The organism is Rhodococcus sp. 06-156-4 (assembly GCF_002259345.1).
GTDB lineage: Bacteria > Actinomycetota > Actinomycetes > Mycobacteriales > Mycobacteriaceae > Rhodococcoides > Rhodococcoides fascians_E.
Genome location: NZ_NPGB01000029.1, coordinates 31,644 through 49,324 on the forward strand (window position 1 = coordinate 31,644; position 17,681 = coordinate 49,324).

At 61.7% G+C, this 17,681-nt stretch carries 22 protein-coding genes and 2 pseudogenes; 11 read left to right on the top strand and 13 right to left on the bottom strand.

Annotated features, from left to right (window positions below):
• Positions 1-155: 155 nt before the first annotated feature.
• Complete coding sequence (locus tag CH290_RS21680; protein ID WP_230594213.1) at positions 156-569, bottom strand: winged helix-turn-helix transcriptional regulator; 414 nt, start codon at positions 567-569, stop codon at positions 156-158.
• A gap of 43 nt (positions 570-612) precedes the next feature.
• On the opposite strand from CH290_RS21680, the gene CH290_RS21685 reads away from it, so the two are divergent.
• Positions 613-1,512, top strand: a complete 900-nt coding sequence (locus CH290_RS21685) for an MBL fold metallo-hydrolase (RefSeq protein WP_052061995.1) — start codon at positions 613-615, stop codon at positions 1,510-1,512.
• Positions 1,513-1,583: 71 nt separating this feature from the next.
• On the top strand, positions 1,584-2,075 hold the full coding sequence (locus CH290_RS21690; protein ID WP_080738334.1) for a pyridoxal-phosphate dependent enzyme: 492 nt from the start codon (positions 1,584-1,586) through the stop codon (positions 2,073-2,075).
• Positions 2,076-2,077: 2 nt separating this feature from the next.
• Here CH290_RS21690 and CH290_RS21695 read toward each other — a convergent pair whose 3' ends face one another.
• The 3 genes from CH290_RS21695 to CH290_RS21705 all read right to left on the bottom strand — a co-directional run bounded on the left by CH290_RS21695 (position 2,078) and on the right by CH290_RS21705 (position 5,495).
• Positions 2,078-3,814 (bottom strand): ParB/RepB/Spo0J family partition protein, encoded by a 1,737-nt coding sequence (locus tag CH290_RS21695; RefSeq protein WP_094620590.1) that lies wholly within the window; start codon positions 3,812-3,814, stop codon positions 2,078-2,080.
• Positions 3,815-3,916: 102 nt separating this feature from the next.
• A complete protein-coding gene (locus CH290_RS21700) occupies positions 3,917-4,195 on the bottom strand; it encodes a hypothetical protein (RefSeq protein ID WP_037162094.1) in 279 nt (92 codons plus the stop codon).
• A gap of 373 nt (positions 4,196-4,568) precedes the next feature.
• Complete coding sequence (locus CH290_RS21705; protein WP_094620591.1) at positions 4,569-5,495, bottom strand: ArdC-like ssDNA-binding domain-containing protein; 927 nt, start codon at positions 5,493-5,495, stop codon at positions 4,569-4,571.
• Positions 5,496-5,985: 490 nt separating this feature from the next.
• Between CH290_RS21705 and CH290_RS21710 the strand changes: the two genes are divergently transcribed.
• Together CH290_RS21710 and CH290_RS21715 are read left to right on the top strand one after the other, a co-directional pair.
• A complete protein-coding gene (locus CH290_RS21710) occupies positions 5,986-6,573 on the top strand; it encodes a hypothetical protein (RefSeq protein ID WP_037162248.1) in 588 nt (195 codons plus the stop codon).
• Positions 6,557-7,117, top strand: coding sequence for a hypothetical protein (locus tag CH290_RS21715; RefSeq protein WP_037162246.1), 561 nt, complete (start codon positions 6,557-6,559; stop codon positions 7,115-7,117). The genes CH290_RS21710 and CH290_RS21715 overlap by 17 nt, the downstream gene beginning before the upstream one ends.
• Before the next feature lie 107 nt (positions 7,118-7,224).
• Here CH290_RS21715 and CH290_RS21720 read toward each other — a convergent pair whose 3' ends face one another.
• On the bottom strand, positions 7,225-7,467 hold the full coding sequence (locus CH290_RS21720) for a hypothetical protein (protein ID WP_037162244.1): 243 nt from the start codon (positions 7,465-7,467) through the stop codon (positions 7,225-7,227).
• A gap of 166 nt (positions 7,468-7,633) precedes the next feature.
• Here CH290_RS21720 and CH290_RS31165 point away from each other — a divergent pair, with 166 nt between their 5' ends.
• Positions 7,634-8,077 carry a DUF2690 domain-containing protein gene (locus tag CH290_RS31165; RefSeq protein ID WP_080738343.1) on the top strand — a complete coding sequence of 148 codons (444 nt, stop codon included), beginning with the start codon at positions 7,634-7,636 and terminating at the stop codon, positions 8,075-8,077.
• Positions 8,078-8,200: 123 nt separating this feature from the next.
• On the opposite strand, the gene CH290_RS21730 is transcribed toward CH290_RS31165, so the two are convergent.
• Complete coding sequence (locus CH290_RS21730; RefSeq protein ID WP_037162240.1) at positions 8,201-8,722, bottom strand: hypothetical protein; 522 nt, start codon at positions 8,720-8,722, stop codon at positions 8,201-8,203.
• A 305-nt stretch (positions 8,723-9,027) separates the two neighbouring features.
• On the opposite strand from CH290_RS21730, the gene CH290_RS21735 reads away from it, so the two are divergent.
• From CH290_RS21735 to CH290_RS21745, 3 genes are all read left to right on the top strand, one after another.
• Positions 9,028-9,234, top strand: coding sequence for a hypothetical protein (locus CH290_RS21735; protein ID WP_037162238.1), 207 nt, complete (start codon positions 9,028-9,030; stop codon positions 9,232-9,234).
• A 214-nt stretch (positions 9,235-9,448) separates the two neighbouring features.
• The gene (locus tag CH290_RS31170; protein ID WP_141216132.1) at positions 9,449-10,096 is read left to right on the top strand and encodes a DUF2510 domain-containing protein; all 648 of its coding nucleotides are present in this window, start codon (positions 9,449-9,451) and stop codon (positions 10,094-10,096) included.
• Complete coding sequence (locus CH290_RS21745) at positions 10,093-10,446, top strand: hypothetical protein (protein ID WP_037162236.1); 354 nt, start codon at positions 10,093-10,095, stop codon at positions 10,444-10,446. The genes CH290_RS31170 and CH290_RS21745 overlap by 4 nt, the downstream gene beginning before the upstream one ends.
• Positions 10,447-10,462: 16 nt before the next feature.
• On the opposite strand, the gene CH290_RS21750 is transcribed toward CH290_RS21745, so the two are convergent.
• Both CH290_RS21750 and CH290_RS21755 read right to left on the bottom strand, forming a co-directional pair.
• Positions 10,463-11,227: an 8-oxoguanine DNA glycosylase OGG fold protein gene (locus CH290_RS21750; protein ID WP_052062004.1), complete on the bottom strand. Its 765-nt coding sequence runs from the start codon at positions 11,225-11,227 to the stop codon at positions 10,463-10,465.
• Between the two features lie 129 nt (positions 11,228-11,356).
• The gene (locus tag CH290_RS21755; RefSeq protein WP_094620593.1) at positions 11,357-12,604 is read right to left on the bottom strand and encodes a hypothetical protein; all 1,248 of its coding nucleotides are present in this window, start codon (positions 12,602-12,604) and stop codon (positions 11,357-11,359) included.
• Between the two features lie 317 nt (positions 12,605-12,921).
• Between CH290_RS21755 and CH290_RS31175 the strand changes: the two are divergent.
• Together CH290_RS31175 and CH290_RS30775 are read left to right on the top strand one after the other, a co-directional pair.
• Positions 12,922-13,053: pseudogene (locus CH290_RS31175) on the top strand (DUF2510 domain-containing protein); the annotation flags it as partial.
• A 264-nt stretch (positions 13,054-13,317) separates the two neighbouring features.
• Complete coding sequence (locus CH290_RS30775) at positions 13,318-13,734, top strand: DUF4333 domain-containing protein (RefSeq protein ID WP_230594217.1); 417 nt, start codon at positions 13,318-13,320, stop codon at positions 13,732-13,734.
• A 43-nt stretch (positions 13,735-13,777) separates the two neighbouring features.
• On the opposite strand, the gene CH290_RS21765 is transcribed toward CH290_RS30775, so the two are convergent.
• The 5 genes and pseudogenes from CH290_RS21765 to CH290_RS21780 form a co-directional block, all read right to left on the bottom strand.
• Positions 13,778-13,981 carry a hypothetical protein gene (locus tag CH290_RS21765; RefSeq protein ID WP_037162228.1) on the bottom strand — a complete coding sequence of 68 codons (204 nt, stop codon included), beginning with the start codon at positions 13,979-13,981 and terminating at the stop codon, positions 13,778-13,780.
• Positions 13,982-14,298: 317 nt separating this feature from the next.
• The gene (locus CH290_RS30780; RefSeq protein WP_230594216.1) at positions 14,299-14,745 is read right to left on the bottom strand and encodes a hypothetical protein; all 447 of its coding nucleotides are present in this window, start codon (positions 14,743-14,745) and stop codon (positions 14,299-14,301) included.
• 378 nt (positions 14,746-15,123) lie between these two features.
• A pseudogene (locus CH290_RS31180) lies at positions 15,124-15,186 on the bottom strand (DUF2510 domain-containing protein); the annotation flags it as partial.
• Between the two features lie 134 nt (positions 15,187-15,320).
• Positions 15,321-16,229 (bottom strand): PGN_0703 family putative restriction endonuclease, encoded by a 909-nt coding sequence (locus CH290_RS21775; protein ID WP_141216123.1) that lies wholly within the window; start codon positions 16,227-16,229, stop codon positions 15,321-15,323.
• Positions 16,230-16,296: 67 nt separating this feature from the next.
• Positions 16,297-16,557, bottom strand: coding sequence for a hypothetical protein (locus CH290_RS21780; RefSeq protein ID WP_037162222.1), 261 nt, complete (start codon positions 16,555-16,557; stop codon positions 16,297-16,299).
• 101 nt (positions 16,558-16,658) lie between these two features.
• Between CH290_RS21780 and CH290_RS21785 the strand changes: the two genes are divergently transcribed.
• Entirely contained in the window at positions 16,659-17,564 is a 906-nt protein-coding gene (locus CH290_RS21785) for a DNA-methyltransferase (protein ID WP_052062002.1), read from the top strand.
• Positions 17,565-17,681 lie beyond the last annotated feature (117 nt).

Consider the following 17,681-nt stretch of genomic DNA (forward strand, 5'->3'; position numbering starts at 1 on the left):
ATCGACGGCCCGCATTGGCTGGTCGACGGTTGTGTCGTCCGCGATCCACCCCATTGCTGCCCCGCGACCGATCACCGCATGCAAAACTACGTGGTTGTCAGCGACACTGGGTTGCCCCGCCCGAGAACGCAATGACGGAATCGAGGCGGATCAGGTTACGTGTCCTCCTTGTTCGTCAGCGGCCGGTCGAACTGCTCCTGCGCGTCGACGACGGCGTCGATGTGCTTGGTGGTCCACCCGTACAGCGCGAGCATCGGCTCGTAGAGCGTCGTACCCAAGTTAGTCAGTCGGTAGGTGACCGAGACGGGGCCGGTCGTGGCGACGGTGCGTTCGACCATCCCATTGCGTTCGAGTCCGCGCAGTGTGCTGGCCAGTACCTTCTGCGAAATACCGTCGACCCGCCGACGGAGTTCGTTGAATCGGCTGGGACCCTCGTCCAGCACGCAGATCACCAACACGGTCCACTTGTCTGCGATCTGATCCAGCAGAAGCCGTGCGGGACAGTCCCTGTGCAGCGCCGACATCGACGACGGCGCCGCAGTCACCTCTGGGATACCTGGTGATGTCACAGTATCTATTTAACACCACGTCTCCAGCCGATACCGTTGAGTCATGCCCATAACCAGTCCGATTCCTTTCACGAGCGCGGTCCACTGGCCGATTGGACGTCAGACGTTCACCTCGGTCAGCGACGGCTACTACCAGACCGACCTCACGGTCTTCCCCAGCTTCGACCACGCCGAAGCCTCCGCCCTGCAACGCGCCGCTCACCGAGCCGCCGAGCCCCGGATCTCACACAACATGTACGTAGTGCGCGGTCCTGACCACGCCCCGATCCTGATCGACGCGGGGATGGGTGACGGTTGGGGTTCGACGATGGGTCACTTGCCGTGGGCTCTGTCGTCGATCGGTGTCGGTGCGGAGGAGGTGGGGACTGTGCTGTTGACGCATCTTCACCTCGACCACTGCGCCGGGCTCATCGATCCTGATGGCACGCCGCGTTTTCCGAACGCCCAGGTGGTCGTGCACGCCGCCGAGGTCGACCACTGGCTCGGCGGTGACGCTGAGTCACCGTCCGACGACGATCCGCCGTGGGCTCCGTCCGTGACCCGCCGAGGTGCCAGTGCCGCGCTTGCACCGTATCGAGACGCATTGCGGACGTTCGATCATGAGCAGGTCGTTGCGCCCGGGATTACCGCTGTTCCGCTGATTGGGCACTCCCCCGGACACAGTGGCTACCGAGTCGGGGCCGGAGCCGACTCGATCCTCGTCATCGGCGACATCGTGCACGTGCCCGCTGTTCAGGGTCCGCGGCCCGATGCCTGCGTAGTGTTCGATGTGGACCGTGACGCAGCCGTCGCGGCGCGAGGAGCCTTGTTCGAGGCGGCCGACCGTAACGGATTCCGTATCGCCGGCGCCCACACCGAGTTTCCCGGTGTCGGTTTCGTCGAGCGCGCCGGTGATGGGTACCGGGTGGTTCCCGACCTGTGGGTCGGATCGCTCGACGCGTAATGCAACGGCGCCCGCAGTTCTCGTGTGCGCTTCCGTTGCACACGAGGTAGGGATGAAAAACGGGAGGAAAGATGAGTATGACGCGGATCGAGTTGGCGACGTGGCCGACTCCGATGGAACCGGCACCTCGACTGGCCGCAGCGATCGGACTGCGCCACGACGATTTGTGGATCAAACGCGACGACCTGACAGGACTGGGTGCCGGCGGAAACAAAATCCGCAAACTCGAATGGACACTAGGTACAGCACTGGCTGACGGCGCAGATGTCGTGATCACCACCGGCGCAGCCCAATCCAACCACGCGCGTTTGACAGCAGCGGCGGCAGCTCGTGTGGGTATCGGTTCGGTGCTGGTCCTCCCGGGCCCGCCGCCGAGCGAAAGGGACGGCAACCTTCTCCTCGATGCACTATTGGGAACCGACATCGTGTGGACCGACGTCTCCACCTTAGGAGAGACCACCACAGACGCCCACCTCGAGGGCGGCGGCAGCCCCCTCGACCGCGCCGGGGACGCATCAGAGGCGACGGACACGCGCTGTCCGTCGCCCCTGATGGTGGTCTAGGTCTACTCGGTGCTGGTGGCCTCCTCTGCTGCGCCCGTCAGCGCGTCGTGGGCTTGTTCGGGGGTGATTGTTCCGGCTGCGGCCTGCTCGACCGGGGTGAGCACGTGACCGTGCTGGTCGAGGAAGCCGAGGTAGTTGTCCTGGTTGCCCCAACCGGTGCGTCGCCAGTAGTCCTTTCCGGTGCCGCTCATGCGGGCCTCGTAGGCGGCGAGTACCTGCGCCAGCAGCAGCACCTGGGCGCGGGCCTCGGATGCTTTGTCGATCAGTGGGGCGATCGCTTCGCGTGCGGCGCGGTCCTCACTGCCGGGGTAACCAGCGGTCGTGCCGGTCACCGTAGGAACACCCACGCCGAGCAGCTGCGCCAGGTACTGCGGTGCCTTGTTCTGCGTCAACAGACCGGGCTCGTCGACGAGAGTGTCGGTGATCCACTTACCGGCACCCTTCGGCAACGTCTTGCGGGTCAGGAACCGGGCCAGCCACTCGGTGCGGACCTCGGTCGCCACTGTCGATGCCTTGTTCAGCTCGACGGTGCGGCGGCGAGACGCACGCTCGGCCTCTTTGCGTGCGGCTTCGGCTTTCAAGCGCTCCAGCTCGCGTGCTGCGGCCACGGCGGCGGCGTCGTCGGGGTCAACGTCGCCTGCGGGTTCTGCGAGCGACGCTGCGAGAATCGGACCGGGCTTGGTTCCGGCAGCGACGGGGTCGGCGGTGAAGTACTCCCCGGTCCACACGTCGGTGAACGTGAGCGTGTTGACGTGGTGATATCCCTCGTCCGCTGTCGCTTCGGGGTCGTGCTCGGTGGCCCAATCGACCTGTTCGTCCTCGATGACCTCGCCGGTCTCGGTGACGGTAATCTGCTCGCCCTTGGTCAGCCACACCGACCACACGGCCGGGTTGGCATCAATGACTGCCTCGGTGACCTCCGCGTCGTCGGCGGCGGTGACGAGATCGTCGGCGCGCAGGTAGCCGTTGCCCTCGCGGGGTTCTGCGTCGAGGATGGTGAACCCTCGTTCGGCGTAGGGCGCTGCTGCCTCAGCGCGTTCCTTGCGTTCGGCGCGGTCCGCCAGTAGCCGGTTCGCGGTGTACCGGAAGTGGTGACGGTGCCCGTCGAGCAATTCGGACACGGCGGCGTGGTCGCCGTCTGCTTCGAACGTGGCCACGATCGCGGCCTGCTCGAGGTCGAGCTGCCCGTTGTCGAGGGCATCGAGGGCGGTCTGCGACCGTCCCGCTGCGGCAGCAGCTTTCACCGTGTCGCGGTCCATCTGCACCGTCTTGGCGATCTTGGTGACCGACACACCGAGCTCGAGCATGCCGGTCACAGCCTTGGCGCGCTGGCCTTCGGTGAGGTCGATCCGGCGCTCGTTGGCGACGACCTGCTGCGACAGTCGAGCGATTTCGCGCGCCTTCGCGCTGCCGGTGACGCTCCGGATCACCACCGGCACGGTCTCGGCCTGCGCTTCGATGCTCGCGAGAGTTCTCTGCTGACCGTCGATTATCACGACGTTGTCGCCGTCGCGGATCGCGGAGATCGCTTGCAGGACACCGTGCACGGCGATGGAATCGACCAGGGCACGGAACTCGGGTGACTCGGTGTCGACCTGATCGCGGACGTTCGGGCCGACCTCGAGGGTGGCCGGGTCGAGGCGGGCGAACTCCTCGCCCGCCCCCGCCGTCGACACCACCGCGTCGACGGCGGGGGCTTCGGTGGCAGCAGCGGCGGTTTCGGTGTTCCGAGCGGTCATGATGTGGTGTCTCTTTCCTGGTAGATTCTTGGATCGGAGACACCGGGCAGCTAAGGACTGTCCGGTGTTTCTTGTTTCTGCGTGTGATGCAGCGAGCGGTGGTCAGGCTGCGGCGGGGTGTTGTCCTTCCTGGTAGGCGGCGGTGATCTGGTCCTCGCTCGCGCCGTTCTCGCGTGCGATGCACGCCCATTTCGCGGCCTGCTCCCGGTGCACGGCCTCGGTGCTGGCGTTCGGGTCGACAGCGGCACGGTCGGCTTGCGCGGCGTAGGCGGTGACCTGACCGAGTGCGTGAGTGCGCACGTGGGTGGGGACGGTGGCGATCGCGGCCATGATCGCCTGCTCCCCCGGTGTTGCCCTTCTGTGTGTGGTGACCTCGTGCATGTCGTGACTTCCCTTCTTTCACTGGTGACCTGGCCCTTGTGCCCTGCCACGTTTTTTCGCCGGTTGCTGGCGTGAGAAGAGGCAGCAGCGCACGCGGGCGACGGTGCAGACCACCGAGCCGAGAAGTTTTCGAGCGAGCGCAGCGAGCACGGGATCGAAAAGTTCTCGGACCCCGCAGGGGCCGGAGCGCAGCGGAGGTCGTGTGGTTGCGGCGGCGAACGTGGGTGATGCAGACTCGCCGGCGCCAGCACCCGCCGAAAAACGAGATCCCTTGGCTCTTTTGAGTGCGGAGCTCCATTCGGTGGACACCGAAGGTGGCCCAGTCCGCCCCGCCCCACCGCTCGGGCGGGGCCGGACGAACCAGGCCGGTCCCCTACGCGGCGCTGCCGCTCTCTTCGGCCGTGTCGGCTTCCTGCTCCGCATCGTGCGCATCGAGGGCCTCTGCGAGCTCGTGAACGCACTTGAGGACGGTCTGCGCGGTGTCGGTGATCGTCTCGGTGTCACCGTCGGCCCATCCGGCGATGTAGCCGACGGAATACGCGCTGGTGTCCAGTCCGAGCAGGCCCGCGAGGACGTAGGCGACCGATTCGGCTTCGACCTCCATCCGGCCGCGGTGCAGGTCCTTGCGCGCGTCGGGGTCGGTGATCTGCGGGGCGTGAATGTGGGCGTGCCCGGCCTCGTGCAGCATCGTCTTCGCTGCCGCTGCGGGTTCGAGATCCTCGTCGACGACGATTCGGCGGCTTCCGTCTGTGGTGGTGTAGCCGTTGACCGTCCCAGCGACAGCCTCGCGGGTGACGCTCCAGCCGCGTGCGGTCATGACGGCGGCAGTGCGGTCGTAGATCCGGGCGGGATCGGCGCCGGTGAGGAGCTGCGCGAGTTCTTCGGGCTGCGGGTGCCCGGCGATCGGGTCGGTTTGGGAGATGTCGAACACCGACAGGATCGGGAACGTCGGGACCTTGCGGCTGTTCTCGTCGCCGGTGTCGTTATCGGTCTCGGTGACGGTGCGGGAGCTGTAGCCGTAGATTCGGATTGCTTTCTCGCCTTTGCGGACCTGACGGCCGCGCCCCTGCCACGAACGGAAACCGGCCACTCGTGTTGCGTCCGGACGCTGCGCCAGAATCAGCAGGATATTGCGGAAACTGTAGTCGTGGAACGACATTGCTGCATCGAGGTAGGCGCGCCACGCTTCCGAACCGGTGAGGGCGTCGACTTTCTCGGTGATCGTAGCGTGCAGCGCCTCGGCGAGCTCGCGGCGTGCCTGCGCCTTGTCCGCTGCGCTGGTGGTGGTGCGTACTCCCATGATGATGCCTCCCGTGCCCGACCGGTCCCCCGGCCTTGTTGCTCTGCCCATTTCTTTCGCCGTCATCTGGCGTGAGGAGAGACAGCAGTGCACGGGCACGACGGGGCAACCCGCGGGCCGGGCAGTTTTCACCGGGAGCGCAGCGAGTGCGGGTGGTGAAAAGTGTTCGGAGCCTGCGGCCGGAGCGCAGCGATCGCCGCGGGTTGAGGCGGCGGGCACGGGTGATGCAGGATCACCGGCAGCCAGATGCCCGAAAGAAATAACTCTTTTCTTCGGTACGGAGCGCAGCGGAGTTCGATTCTGTGGATGCCCGCAGGGTGGCCGGTCGCCGCCAGGCGGATGCATCACCGCGTGATCCATCGTCGACGTGAGCACCGCGACGCCGTGGACCGCTCGGCGGTGATTGTGCGGGAGCGACGGAGCCCGACCGCCTCCTTGTCGCGGCAGCCCTTGCAGTAGAGGTACGACATCTGATGGCAGTATCGATGGGATGACCCCGACCTTTGCGACTGAATTTCAGAGCTTCGATTTTCAAAAGTGGGCACCGGTTGCAAGTTCTGGCGCTGCTACGTTGGCTGTGATCGTAGCTATTGTCAGTTGCGTATACGCTGCTCGGTCTTTCAGAAAATCGTCCAGATCCTTGGAGCTGTCCGAGGCGCAAGAAAAGCGGAAGAATGCCCGTTTGGATTGTGAAATCGATAGAACTGCACACTGGTCGGACAAGGCGGCGGGCGTAAACTGGATCGGTGTGTACGTGCTGGTCAGCAATCCATCTGAACTTGCTGGTGCCGCGTCACGGGCTGAGCTAATCATCAATTATGAAATCCGCGGAAAAACGATTAACCATCGCATTCCGGCCGATATGGAGAACGGAACTCTCGTTGACACTCTCGCTATTCCATGTCGCCTGGAGGCGTACTCGGCAGACAACGGCTGGCTAACATTCACCTTGCATGATGAGGTTGTACACTACAGCAACATCACAATGGCAACATTGGAACTCACAGACACGCGCGAGATCAAAGAAACTGTGCCGGTGTGGCCGATCAGAGAGGTAGTCAGTGACCCGAGAACCTGATTTTCTATCGAACGAAGGCGAAGTTGTCAGGATCGTTGGTGATGGGGCGATCATGGCTGCTGGGCAGGTGGGGGGCACGTCGGTTCCGGTGGTGCTTCTCGACCTGATTGATCACCCCGACGTGATCCAGGCGATGGAGGCTCACGCGAAGTACGACGAGGGGGATGTGGAGTTCTTTTGGGGTAAAGGAAGACGTAAGACGGTTGGACTTCGCCTGAAAATGGTTCGCCCGGTGACGCTCACGCTGGACTTATTTTTCGATCCGGCCACTCAAGGAAATTTGATCGACTGGATGATTCAGGCACGCGCTGTATACCTTCGATCTGCCGTGCCCGGTGACAACATGCTGTCGAGTGACGGTAACGTTCAACTTCTGCTTGGTCTACCACATACTGGTTTTGAAGTTATCTGGGAGAAAATGTATGCAGATCTCATGACAAAGAAGATCCGCAAACAGAGGGGGGTCTCGCAGAGGAAAGCCAGTCAGCTCGCAACTGACGCCATATCCGAACTGCGCGGACTTAGCGGTATCCGATTTTCGTAAATTCAGCGTGCTGACGAGTTCGATCGAGCGGAATGCCCTGTGTCATGAAAATATTGTGCCGGTGGCCAGGCATCGATCGCAAGCTGCAGCTCCCGTTCGGACTTTCTTCACAGCGCGTAGACAAGAGTGCACACGTCGATTGGGTGCCAATCCTCTGCGACGTCGACGGGATAGAACGGTGTACGGACCAGAATCTCGACCTGCTGCTTCTGATGTACATGGTCCGAGCCGTTCGCGCATGTGTATCCCGCTGCGAGCAACTGGTTGACAGTGGGGTTGAGCGTGAGCAACTCCACCAACTCGCCGAACATGGCACGTAAGCCTTGGATTTTTCCGTCGCCGATCCCCATACGTGCGGTTGTGCCATCGAGTGAATGTCAACGACCGGAAGCAAGGTGCGACCACAGTGCGGTGTCGGTCGATTGCATGATTGCCGTGGACCACGAGAGCGGGAGAGGCTGCTGACCACACAGTGCTGCGTCGTCGCAGCCACGTCAACGAAAGCGAGACCACCGCATGTCGTTTTCCTATAGTCGCATTTCCGCCCTCATACGTCTCACCATTGTTACGACGGTCGCAGCCTCGTGGCTCGCCCTTGCCTTGACTGCTGCGCCGAATGCAGTCGCGGGGCCGAATCACCACAACACCGATCCCGCAGCAACAGGATGTACCGGCGACGCCTACACGATCGCCACCCGACAGATGCCTTACCGCAACATGGTTGTAGAGGTCAGATACTCACCATCGTGCGCGACAAACTGGCTTCGCATCCAACAGATGTACGGCGGCGTCCATTTCTATCTCAGTTCCGACGCAATGGGTCCGTCTATCGTGGAATCGCAGGGCGGCACAGGAGGCACTCACTGGACCAAACAGGTGTACGCACCGGGCGCGACCTGCATCGGCTTCGATGCGCGATCAGTGAATGCAAGTCCATCGGTCGGCGGTCGTATCTGCTGAACTACTTCACCCGCTAGTAGACGTCGAGGCCGGTCGGTGCAATAATGTGGGTGCGCGGGCAATAGCCTCGTCGAAGTGAACCCGGCAGCCTTCCGGACGGTTGGTGAGCCGGGTTTCGCGTTTCTACCGGACCGTGTTACGAGCTCGGATAATCGGTTCGACCCGATTTGTCCAGTGTCCACCCTTGGCCAGGCACCATGCGACTGCGTCGGGGATCCAGAGCATCGGTTCGTGTTTTGCCCGGACGTGCTCGTAGCTCAACAGTTCCCCAATTCGATGGCCGCGGGTTGCCGAGTAGAGGGTCTGACGATCCGCTCGGACCAGGGAATCGTCTTGTTCGATGACCAGTCGGGTAGCCGACAGGGCCGCCAGGTCGGCTACCAGCATCTGTAGCGCCATCGACCGACCAGCTCGTTCAGGAAGAGATGACGCGTCGTAGACGTGTAGCCAGACGGGAAGCGCCACTAAGACCGAGCAGATCTCTTTGCGTCGCGAGTCGCGTTCGGACTTGAAATGGATCCGTTCCTGGCCTTTCAGTCTGAGGTCGCTGAGAGCCTTACGTGCGGCGGTGAGGTCGCGCGGTTCTGCGACCGCGGCCACAACAACCAACCCCCTGGCCTTGGTTTCGTCGACGAAAGCGTGCATGGAGCGAGACGGTAGACGACAGGGGTGCAGCCGCCCTAGTGGGTGTGTCCGCTTTCAAACGTCGACGACCTTTCGGCGAATCAGTACGGGTCCGTACGTATCTACAACTCGACGCCGCCCGTCTGTAAAGCGTGCATTGACAGTTCACAAGGGCCCACGAACGAGGGCCGAAACTCTGAGCAGATTTAGCCCACTGCAACTGGGTCCTGCGCCCCGGGTCGACTTGAACCAACGAATCCTAGAACAGAAGGCAGGAATTTTTGAATAGCATTGAGGCAATAGTTCGGCAGGTAATCAGCGGGGAGTTGTCGGTCGATGTCGCTGTCGAAGCGATCCTGGACCTACCTAGACAGGGCACCGAGGAATTTGACTCGGTGCAGAATTACTACGACAACCCTGACGGGCGCAGCGACTCGAACGACATCGGTATCGCCATGGCAAGCGCCAACACCTCGGGCACGCTGTCGGATGCCAACTACAAAAAGCTGTACGACGCGATTGCCCGAAAATAATTTGAACTGCAACGCTCCGACTCTCCTTGTTCGTACGGGTTGGCATGTGACGCGAACTGCTTGGCCGGCGGGCGGAACTCCAGTCCACGTGACGCACTCCCCGGGTTGAAAACCCTCTTGGGATTTTGCAACGGTTGGAGCTTGGCATGCGATGTCAAGACAGCGCGTCCAACACGGGCGGCTAGGTAAGGAGGACATATCGGTGTCGGATCGCATGATCAATCTCGGTATACCGCCGAAACCAGTTGCTGTTGTCGGTGTGTTTCTCTTCCTCGCGGGGGTGCTGCTGCTTGTCTACCCGGTGTCTGTGTCTTCTTATGGTCTGACTGCTTCGTGTGGAACGACTATTACGCGAGATAACAGTGAGGCGACTGCGCTGGCCAGCCGGTTTAAGGACACTGAGGCGGCAGACGAACTGCGGATACCTACCCCGGCGAAGACCGATGTCTCGCCTATCAAGAAATGTACAGATGCTTTGGTGCTTCGACGCTGGATTGCGTGGCCGGCGACAGGTGTTGGTGTGTTGCTCGCGGCCGCGTCGCTTCGTGTCGTGCTGACCGATCGGTTGAGGTCCAGGTCCGTTCGGACGACCGCTTCTTATCCTTCAGAGGAGTCAGACCGTTCCGGTCGCGGGACCCTTTCTGAGACAAATCTTGTAGCACCCACTCAGCCGCCGGTCAGTGTCGAAGAAAGCGTGTCAGGACGCCAGCCGCCTCCGGCTGCGCCACCTGGCTGGTACAACGATCCGCATTTACATCAGCATCTTCGCTGGTTCGATGGCACGCAGTGGACTGCCAGCACAGCACCCTTTGGTGACGCTAGCTCACCTACGTCCAACAATGATCGAGGAAGCAACACATGAAGCGACTCACGCGAGTACAGGTAGTCGTCGCGGCATGTCTTGGCGTCATCTCGGCGGGCACGATAGCCACGATTGCGGCGACATCGGCGTCTGAGCAAACCAAGTCCGAGGCCGAGAACACAATCTTCGACCGTTATTACGAGGCGGTCGAGATGTATGCGCCCGACTTCGAGAAGGTGTACGGCGGTTCGACCGTGCGTGGCGATGTCGTCTTCTGTGTGAGCAACTACGGCGAAACGGACGAGGAGCTACTCGACGAGGCGTACGAGGAGTTCTCGGCTGCTTCGGCGAGGTCGGTGCGGGAGTGGTACGCAGTCACACTTGCGTACGGAATTTGTTCGACAATCTGAGAGGCCTGTCCTGGACTCAGCGTTCGATTGATCCCGACTGGTCCAACGCCTGGTGAAATGCAGCATTGTCGAAGAGCCACCGTTCGAGGACGTCCCGAGCCGGCCGGGTTCTGGATCGAGTAAGGAGCTCGTTTGTCCAGGTTTCGATGAGGTCGCAATATCGCTGGTATGTGGAAGCAGGCCAGCTTCCTCTGTTGTCCAAAGAGCGCCAACCGGCCAGGCGCAGCGCGGTTGCGACTCGGCTGTCGAGTATAAGACTGGGGTGTCCCGGGTTTCCGCGACCGGCGAAGTACAAGTACTTCGTGAAGAAGGCTGGCCCAAAGTAGGTGACCAACGGTTTTTGGTCGCGGAGGAAAGCATCGTAGGCTGCGCGCGGTTGGGTGCGTGCGAGTGCTGCTGCGGCGTAGAGGGCGTCCTGGTACCTGAGCCGGTCGAGGGAGAAGCTTCTCATTCGTTTGTGTACGAGACGTCGGCGACTTCCAGTGCCCCAAGCCATGGACAGCCACAGAATAGGCCACACGTCTTCGGGGTTTGTCAGTTGTTGTGCGGCGGCGAAAATATGGCCTCGTGCCAGTGCTACTTCGCCTCGGTCCCTTCCGTTGATTTCAAGCGGGTGATCAATGGCGCTCAGCTGCCGCAGGGAGTTGTTCCACCAGGTCAAATCCACTTTGATTGAATGATCGACAATGATCGTCTTTCGGTTGCTTTCTTCGGTTTCGAGCCATCTTTCGAGTTGGATCGGAGGCTGAAGAGCGCTGAGGTCGGTTGCCTGCTTGGCCATGGGTTTCAGTCTTGCCCATTGCCGACCCATGTACTACGTCCGGCCGGATATCGCTTCCTGCAATGTTCTGCACGGACAAGACCAGGCCGACCCGAAGACCGTGTGCGTGCGCACCGCGCCGAAGCTCGCTCAGAAAAATCGGTAGTTCGAGGTGCTGATCTGGAATCCGTGGCCGGACGCTTCGTGGAGGCAGGTAGCACCGCCGGTGGCTCCGGTGAATCCACAGGTCATTCCGTATGCGGTCATGGTGTTGCCGTATGGGAGTGTTGTTGCCTGCATCGATTGCCGGTCTTGGAGGTGAGAGTTGCCTCCCGAGTCCGTGATCAGACCAGTCTCGCCGTCCGAACCGACTGTGATCAGACGGGCATCGATGCCGGCGGACAGCGGTTCTCCGACCGGTGACGAACAGAAGGCGCCGGTCTGGGTGATGGTGCAGTAATAGTCACCGCTCGGGCTGGACAGTTGGCATACACCGCCGCCGTTTGCACACGCACCCGGTGGAACGGGTTCTCCTACGAGGTCGTTCGAGTTGTTTTCGGACGCCGAGTTCTCCCCTGGTAGCGGCGGCATGGAACTGTTTTCGGCCGCAGAGTTACTTCCGTCTGCGCTCCCGGTGGTCGTCTCGGCTGAGGGCGTTCTGGGCGGCGCCGTGAGGTCGTCGTCTACACGCGTGGAAGCTGTGTCGGTGCAGTGCTGCCGTTGGTACTGCCTGAGACCGCCGCCTGCGGCGCTGGGGTATCCGTACTCCTGCGGATACACGATGAGGTCGGGAGTCGAGGTCCAGGCCTTGGCGAGTGGGGGGAAGTCCGCGAGGTCGACAGTGAAGCGGACACTGTCTTCCAGAATCTGCGCCGAGTCGACTTCGGTGGTGACTGACTCGGCCGGAGTGTCGTCCAGGAACTCCGAATCCCCGTGCACCGACCACTGTCCTGAAGCAGCTCCGCCGGGAGCGTAGGAATCGATGCGCTCGAACGCCAGGTTGTAGTTGTCGCTGCTCTCCCTGCCGAGGCCACCTGGGAACAGCACCACGCCGAAGTCGAGACTCCCAGGTTCAGAGAACAATTGATTGCTGGAGTATCCCGACATCGGTACCTGCTGGGGCACGGGGGGCGGTGGACCAGCGAATGCGATGGTTATTTCGAGCCGGTCAGCACCGAGGTGCTGCATCTGTACCGTGCGTGCGAGGACGGGATCGGGCGCTTCGATGTCGACAGCATTCGGGCTGGACACCGTGTCCGATACCGATACGCACGTCAGGATCCGCGGGAAACCAGAGAAGTCGAGGGCGTCGGAGTTGTCTTCTCGGGTGCCTCTGACCGAAAGAGCCGTGACGGCCACCGCCACTACGAGGACCACGATGACGACTGCCGCGACCACCCACGGCCTGGTGCTAGTTCTCCTGGTCGAGGCCGCGTGTGGGTCCGGATCTCCAGCGGAACCTGGGTTGTCGCTCGTACCCGATGGGCCGCTGTCAGGGGTAGTCATCCTTCATAGTTCCGCGTAGGACCAAGTGATAAACCGCGCGCGGCGCGACGGGAGTTCTTGGATGGATGTAGCCGAAGCTGGCGTCTGGACGGCGGTAGTAAGCCCATACGTCCGATATGCACGTTGGTTACATCCTGCGGTCAAACGGCGACGCACGGTAGAGAGCAGGTCTGCGGGTTATCTGTGTGGACAGCGGGAACACCCTCTGGATGACCACCCCTGGAATCGGCCCCGCAAGCAGTAGCCCAAAGCCGGCCCCCGGGTGGTATCCGGATCCTCAGTCGCCATCTTTGCGGTGGTGGGACGGCGACGGCTGGACGGACAGTGTCGTGCCGATACCAGCATCTCAGCCACCTCCGCCTCGGCCACCTGCACCTCAATTGCAGATGTCCTCACCTGTCAACGGACGCACCTCACCCCCTCCCTCGCCGCAGGCTGAGGAGTCCACCGAACCTTCACAGGCTGCGGCGACATTGCGGCGACATTGGAGACGCCTGTTGCTTGACGTCGTTTTGCTGCTTCTGTTCACAGTGTGGCTCGTCGCCAGCTTCACGAACCTGGGAGTAGTTCTTGGCGGATCTCCCACAAACGCCGATTACGTACGAGTGGCGATCCTGCCGTTGCTGGCGTTCGGTGCTGCATTGTGGTCGTGGAAACGAACACGGTTCTATATTGATCGGCATCCGGACGGCGAAGCCGCTGGCACAAAGTTGCGTGACGTCTTGCTGAGTGTGTGGTTCGTCGGATCGGTGGTGCTCGCTGTCGGCGCAGGGATCAGTGGAGCAAAGGAGCAGCCGTCGCTCAGCGGCGGCGAGCTGCAGTCGATGTTGCGTGCCAATCTCGGCGCAGCCGAGGGGTCGCCCGCGCGCACAAGCACGATCGCATGTCCGACCGGGCAGAGCTTCATCGACGGCGATATTGCGCGCTGCACTGTCAAGACGTATGGAAACAGCTCGGAGGTGCTCGTGGTCACGGTCCACAGGGACAACGGCGATTGGCGTCTCAGCATCGATGTCGAGTGATTGCGCGGTGCCACTGACGCCACCCAACCGTTGTGGAAGCGTGCTATTTGCCGTCTGAGTCGGCTATTTGCGCCTCGATGAGTGCGTTCCAGTACTCGGCTTGGTCTGCTGCCTGCCGGTTGAATTCCCTGCGCTCGACATCTGTCCAGGTTTCGTCGTCCCAGTCGAGCTGTCGTTCGATGATGAATGAGTCGAACAGTGCCGAGTAGGCACGGTTACGCTGCGCTACCAGCTCTCTGAGGTCCATACGCGGGCTCGCTTCACTTTGTCATCTGTCGCTTGCTGCCTGATTGTGGCAGTGCTGCATGCGCGTTGAGCGTGCAGGGTTGGGCTCTGCGTACTTGTATAGGGCTGTTTCGCAGTGCGTCGTATTGAGCCCGGGATGCGTCGCTGAGGACGTGGGCCACTTCAGACGTCAGGGCTTCCTCCCCCTGAGTAGGAAGTGGTCAAGTGTCGATATAACGCGCGTGCGCAACGACGCGTTGCCGCGATCACTACGGCCTGTCTCTGCCTTTTCGATGAGGCTGGTCTGCGACGGGGCCTGAGGGATCTGGTGAGACAACGTCATTCGCAGCGTTGGTAGGGGTAGAACACAAGATCCTGCGTAGGTCCGGGAAAGAGCGCAGACGACACTTCGATCGTAGGATCGAGCTTCGTGGGTATCGAGCTGAACTTCTCGAGCTCCAGAATGAACCACACGGAGTTCGGTCCGACCGTGACATTCGGCAATGTATCTACGGTGGTCGTCTCGTCGTCGTGAAATTCGGTGAGGGTCCACCCTTCATTGACATCGCCGTCGAGCGCGATGATCCGCGAGTCTTCGTCGTCGAATGAGATCGCAAAGCCGTAAGAGATTCCACGGAGGTAGTTCGACCGGGCGGTTCCAACCGTCTCGAGCGGAGGTGGCAGCCGCTCCGAGAAGTTCACTTCGATATTCAGGCGGTTTTCCGCGATCAGCTCAGCGGAACCAATACTGGCCCGCACCGATTCAGGAGGGCGGGGCGCGTTCACACCGGCGTTTATAGGATCTGATGCAGGCAAAACACGACACGCAAGCGATTTTGGAAGCGCCGTGGTGTCGGTCTCTCCCCCATTGTCCGAGCGGACAACAGCGAAGGCGACTACGCCCAGCACAAGAACGCCCGCAAGGGTGGCGCCTGCTACAACCCACGGGGTCGTGAATCTCCGCCCGTGCTGCTTCTTCGTCGGTTCTTGGCCTGTCTGTGGAGAGTGAACGGCACCCGGCGTCCGTGAGGGTGTCGACTGCGATTCTCCGGCTGCCAGTTGTTCGTCCGGGTTGTTCCAGAGGTGTTGGAAGTTCGTCGGTGCCGGTGTCTGTCCCTCAGGAGGGGTCTTGGACGGAGGCGTTTGTTCTCGAGATTGAGAGCGGGGTTCGTTGGTGGGCACGACGTGGCCTGTCCATCTTTGTCCATCCCACCATCGGAGCTGCAATCATCGGAGCTGCAATCCTGACTCGGAATCTGGGTACCAGCCGGGGGCTGGGTTGGAACTGTTTCCTGCTTGGCCGCTTCCGGGAGTGGTCATCTCTTATGGTTCCGCGAACGACATCTGGATAAACCAACTGTTCACTGTCTTTCGTTCCACAAAGGATCGCTGAGTTCGTGTGCGACGTAGCGCATGCGCAGTTGCTCGACGTGATCTTCCTGGTCAGATCCGTCCGATGTTGATCGCATGGCATCCAGGAACGCTGTGAGGTCCAGGTGGGCCACCGGGTCATGGGGCACGGTCGACGCATATTCGCGAGTGACTATGGGAGCGTCCGTATCGGCGGGGTGGTGGATGACCAGCAAGTGTTCCGTAGTCGCGGCCGCGGCTTCGCCGAACAACATCGTAAGGGCGTGACAACGCAAGAGCTGGTTGACGGTCCTGGACCGAGTGATGGGGTTATCCCAGTCCCAGGTCGGGTGTGGCCGTCTGGTGGCCAGCTCGAGGTACTTAGGGTTTGCCCACACTGGAAGGTGACGACTGTTGAAGCGATCGCTGTACTTGACCTCAAAAGCGACGGAGAGAGTTTTTCCGTCACTTCGGCGAAGGAGCAGCCAGAGGTCGAGCATTGTGCGGTCTCCGAGGGCCTGAGACGGCCGGGCGGGCGCGTGCTCGAGGTGAGCTTCGAGCACTTCGATGATCCGAACGGACAGGACTTGGGTCAGCACGCGTGCGAACCACCGGTGATCAGTCAAGAGGGGGCCGAAGAGGTTCAACGTCAGCGCTTGGCTCGAGGTGAGATAGGCGGTGCATCGAACTGGGTCGAGTCCCCATCCCCTCGACCGCCGTTGCAAGTAGACAGCTCGCGCTTGCTCGGAGGTGAAATTCATCCCGGTAGCTGCTGCAAAGTCGGGCAGGATCGAGCCGCGTGGGATATCGCCTGTAGTGGTTCTTGTCGATCCGAACGAGTCGATATGCAGCACCGCTGCCCGGTACCAAGCTTGATGAAATCGCACGCGCGACGCGAGGCGGCTTTCGTTGAACGCCACGGGACCGAGCGCTGCGATGTCGACCTCACGAATGGCCGACGCGGAAGTGCACCCGATTTCCGATGCGTTACTCACTGCCTGCAGATCTGGGAATGTCGCCGGCTGCGGGCGTGAAAGTTCGCTGAGTGGCGTGCGCCCACGCTTCGATGTCACGGATGTCCCACACATCACCGGATTTCAATCGCCGAACCGGCTTCGGGAAGCGCGCGTGTCGAACCTTCCACACGTTGATCGTGTTTGCTTCGACTCCCAGTGCCGCTGCGATCTCGGCGGGACCTGCAAGATATTTGGCGAGCCCGCGCAGACTAGTGTCGCGCTCGCCTGTCACGAGACCAGGTTATTTGCCCGATCCGGTCCTTCTGCGCTTTTGGCTGCGCAACACGCCGCCCGCCTCACAGACTGCCGTCGGAGATGTCTTACACTTGGCCCATGTCGGTGCAACCTGCGAGCATTCCAGATCTGATGACAATTCCTGACGAAGACGATGCTCCTAACGGCCCATTTGCCGCCGGTGAGCGAGAGAACGGCACCACCTGGCAGATACTGCAAGGCGATTGCAGGACCGAGCTCGCAGGATTGGAACCCTCATCTGTCGACTGCGTGGTGACATCTCCGCCGTACTACTGGCAACGGGACTACGAAGTCGCAGGACAGTTCGGCTTAGAGCCCAGCATCGATGGTTTCGTTACCAACCTGCGGGAAGCTTTCGCGGCGCTGAAGCCGGCACTCAAGGACAGCGGCACCGTTTTCCTCAACCTCGGCGACACTTACTACAGCGCCAAGGGTCGCCCCCACGGCAAAGACGACAAGCACCGCAGTCGCCGTCTGCCGGGCCTGCGCGCAGTCGACGGCCCCGGACTGGGCCTTCCGCGCAAGTCGCTGATCGGTATCCCGTGGCGGGTGGCGCTCGCGTTGCAACAGGACGGATGGACGCTACGCAGCACCATCATCTGGGTTCGCAAGAGCGCAATTCCCGAGCCCACCAGCAAAGACCGCCCGTGGCGCAAGTACGAGCACGTGTTTCTGTTCTCGAAGTCGACGAAATACTTCTTCGACCGTGAAGGTCTCGACGGTGAGGAAGACGTCTGGTTCATCGAACCCGACCGCCGGTCTCTCGCACGGGGCACTCACTACGCTCCATACCCCCGCAAACTGGTCGAGCGCTGCATCAATGCTGGCTGCCCCGAGGGCGGCGTCGTACTGGACCCGTTCGTAGGCGGCGGCACGACAATGTACGTTGCGGATGAAATGGGACGCTCGTCGATCGGGGTCGAGTTGAATCCAGATTTCTGCACCCTGGTTGCCGACAACATGGACGGGATGTCGACCAAGTAGCAACTGGGCGGACCGGTACGGTCGGACCGTGCCGTATCCGCCCGCTTCGCTCGTTCTGCGTGCCGTCGCCTCTCTCGTCGGTGCCCACCCTCTCGCCGTCGTCACGCTGCCAGCGCT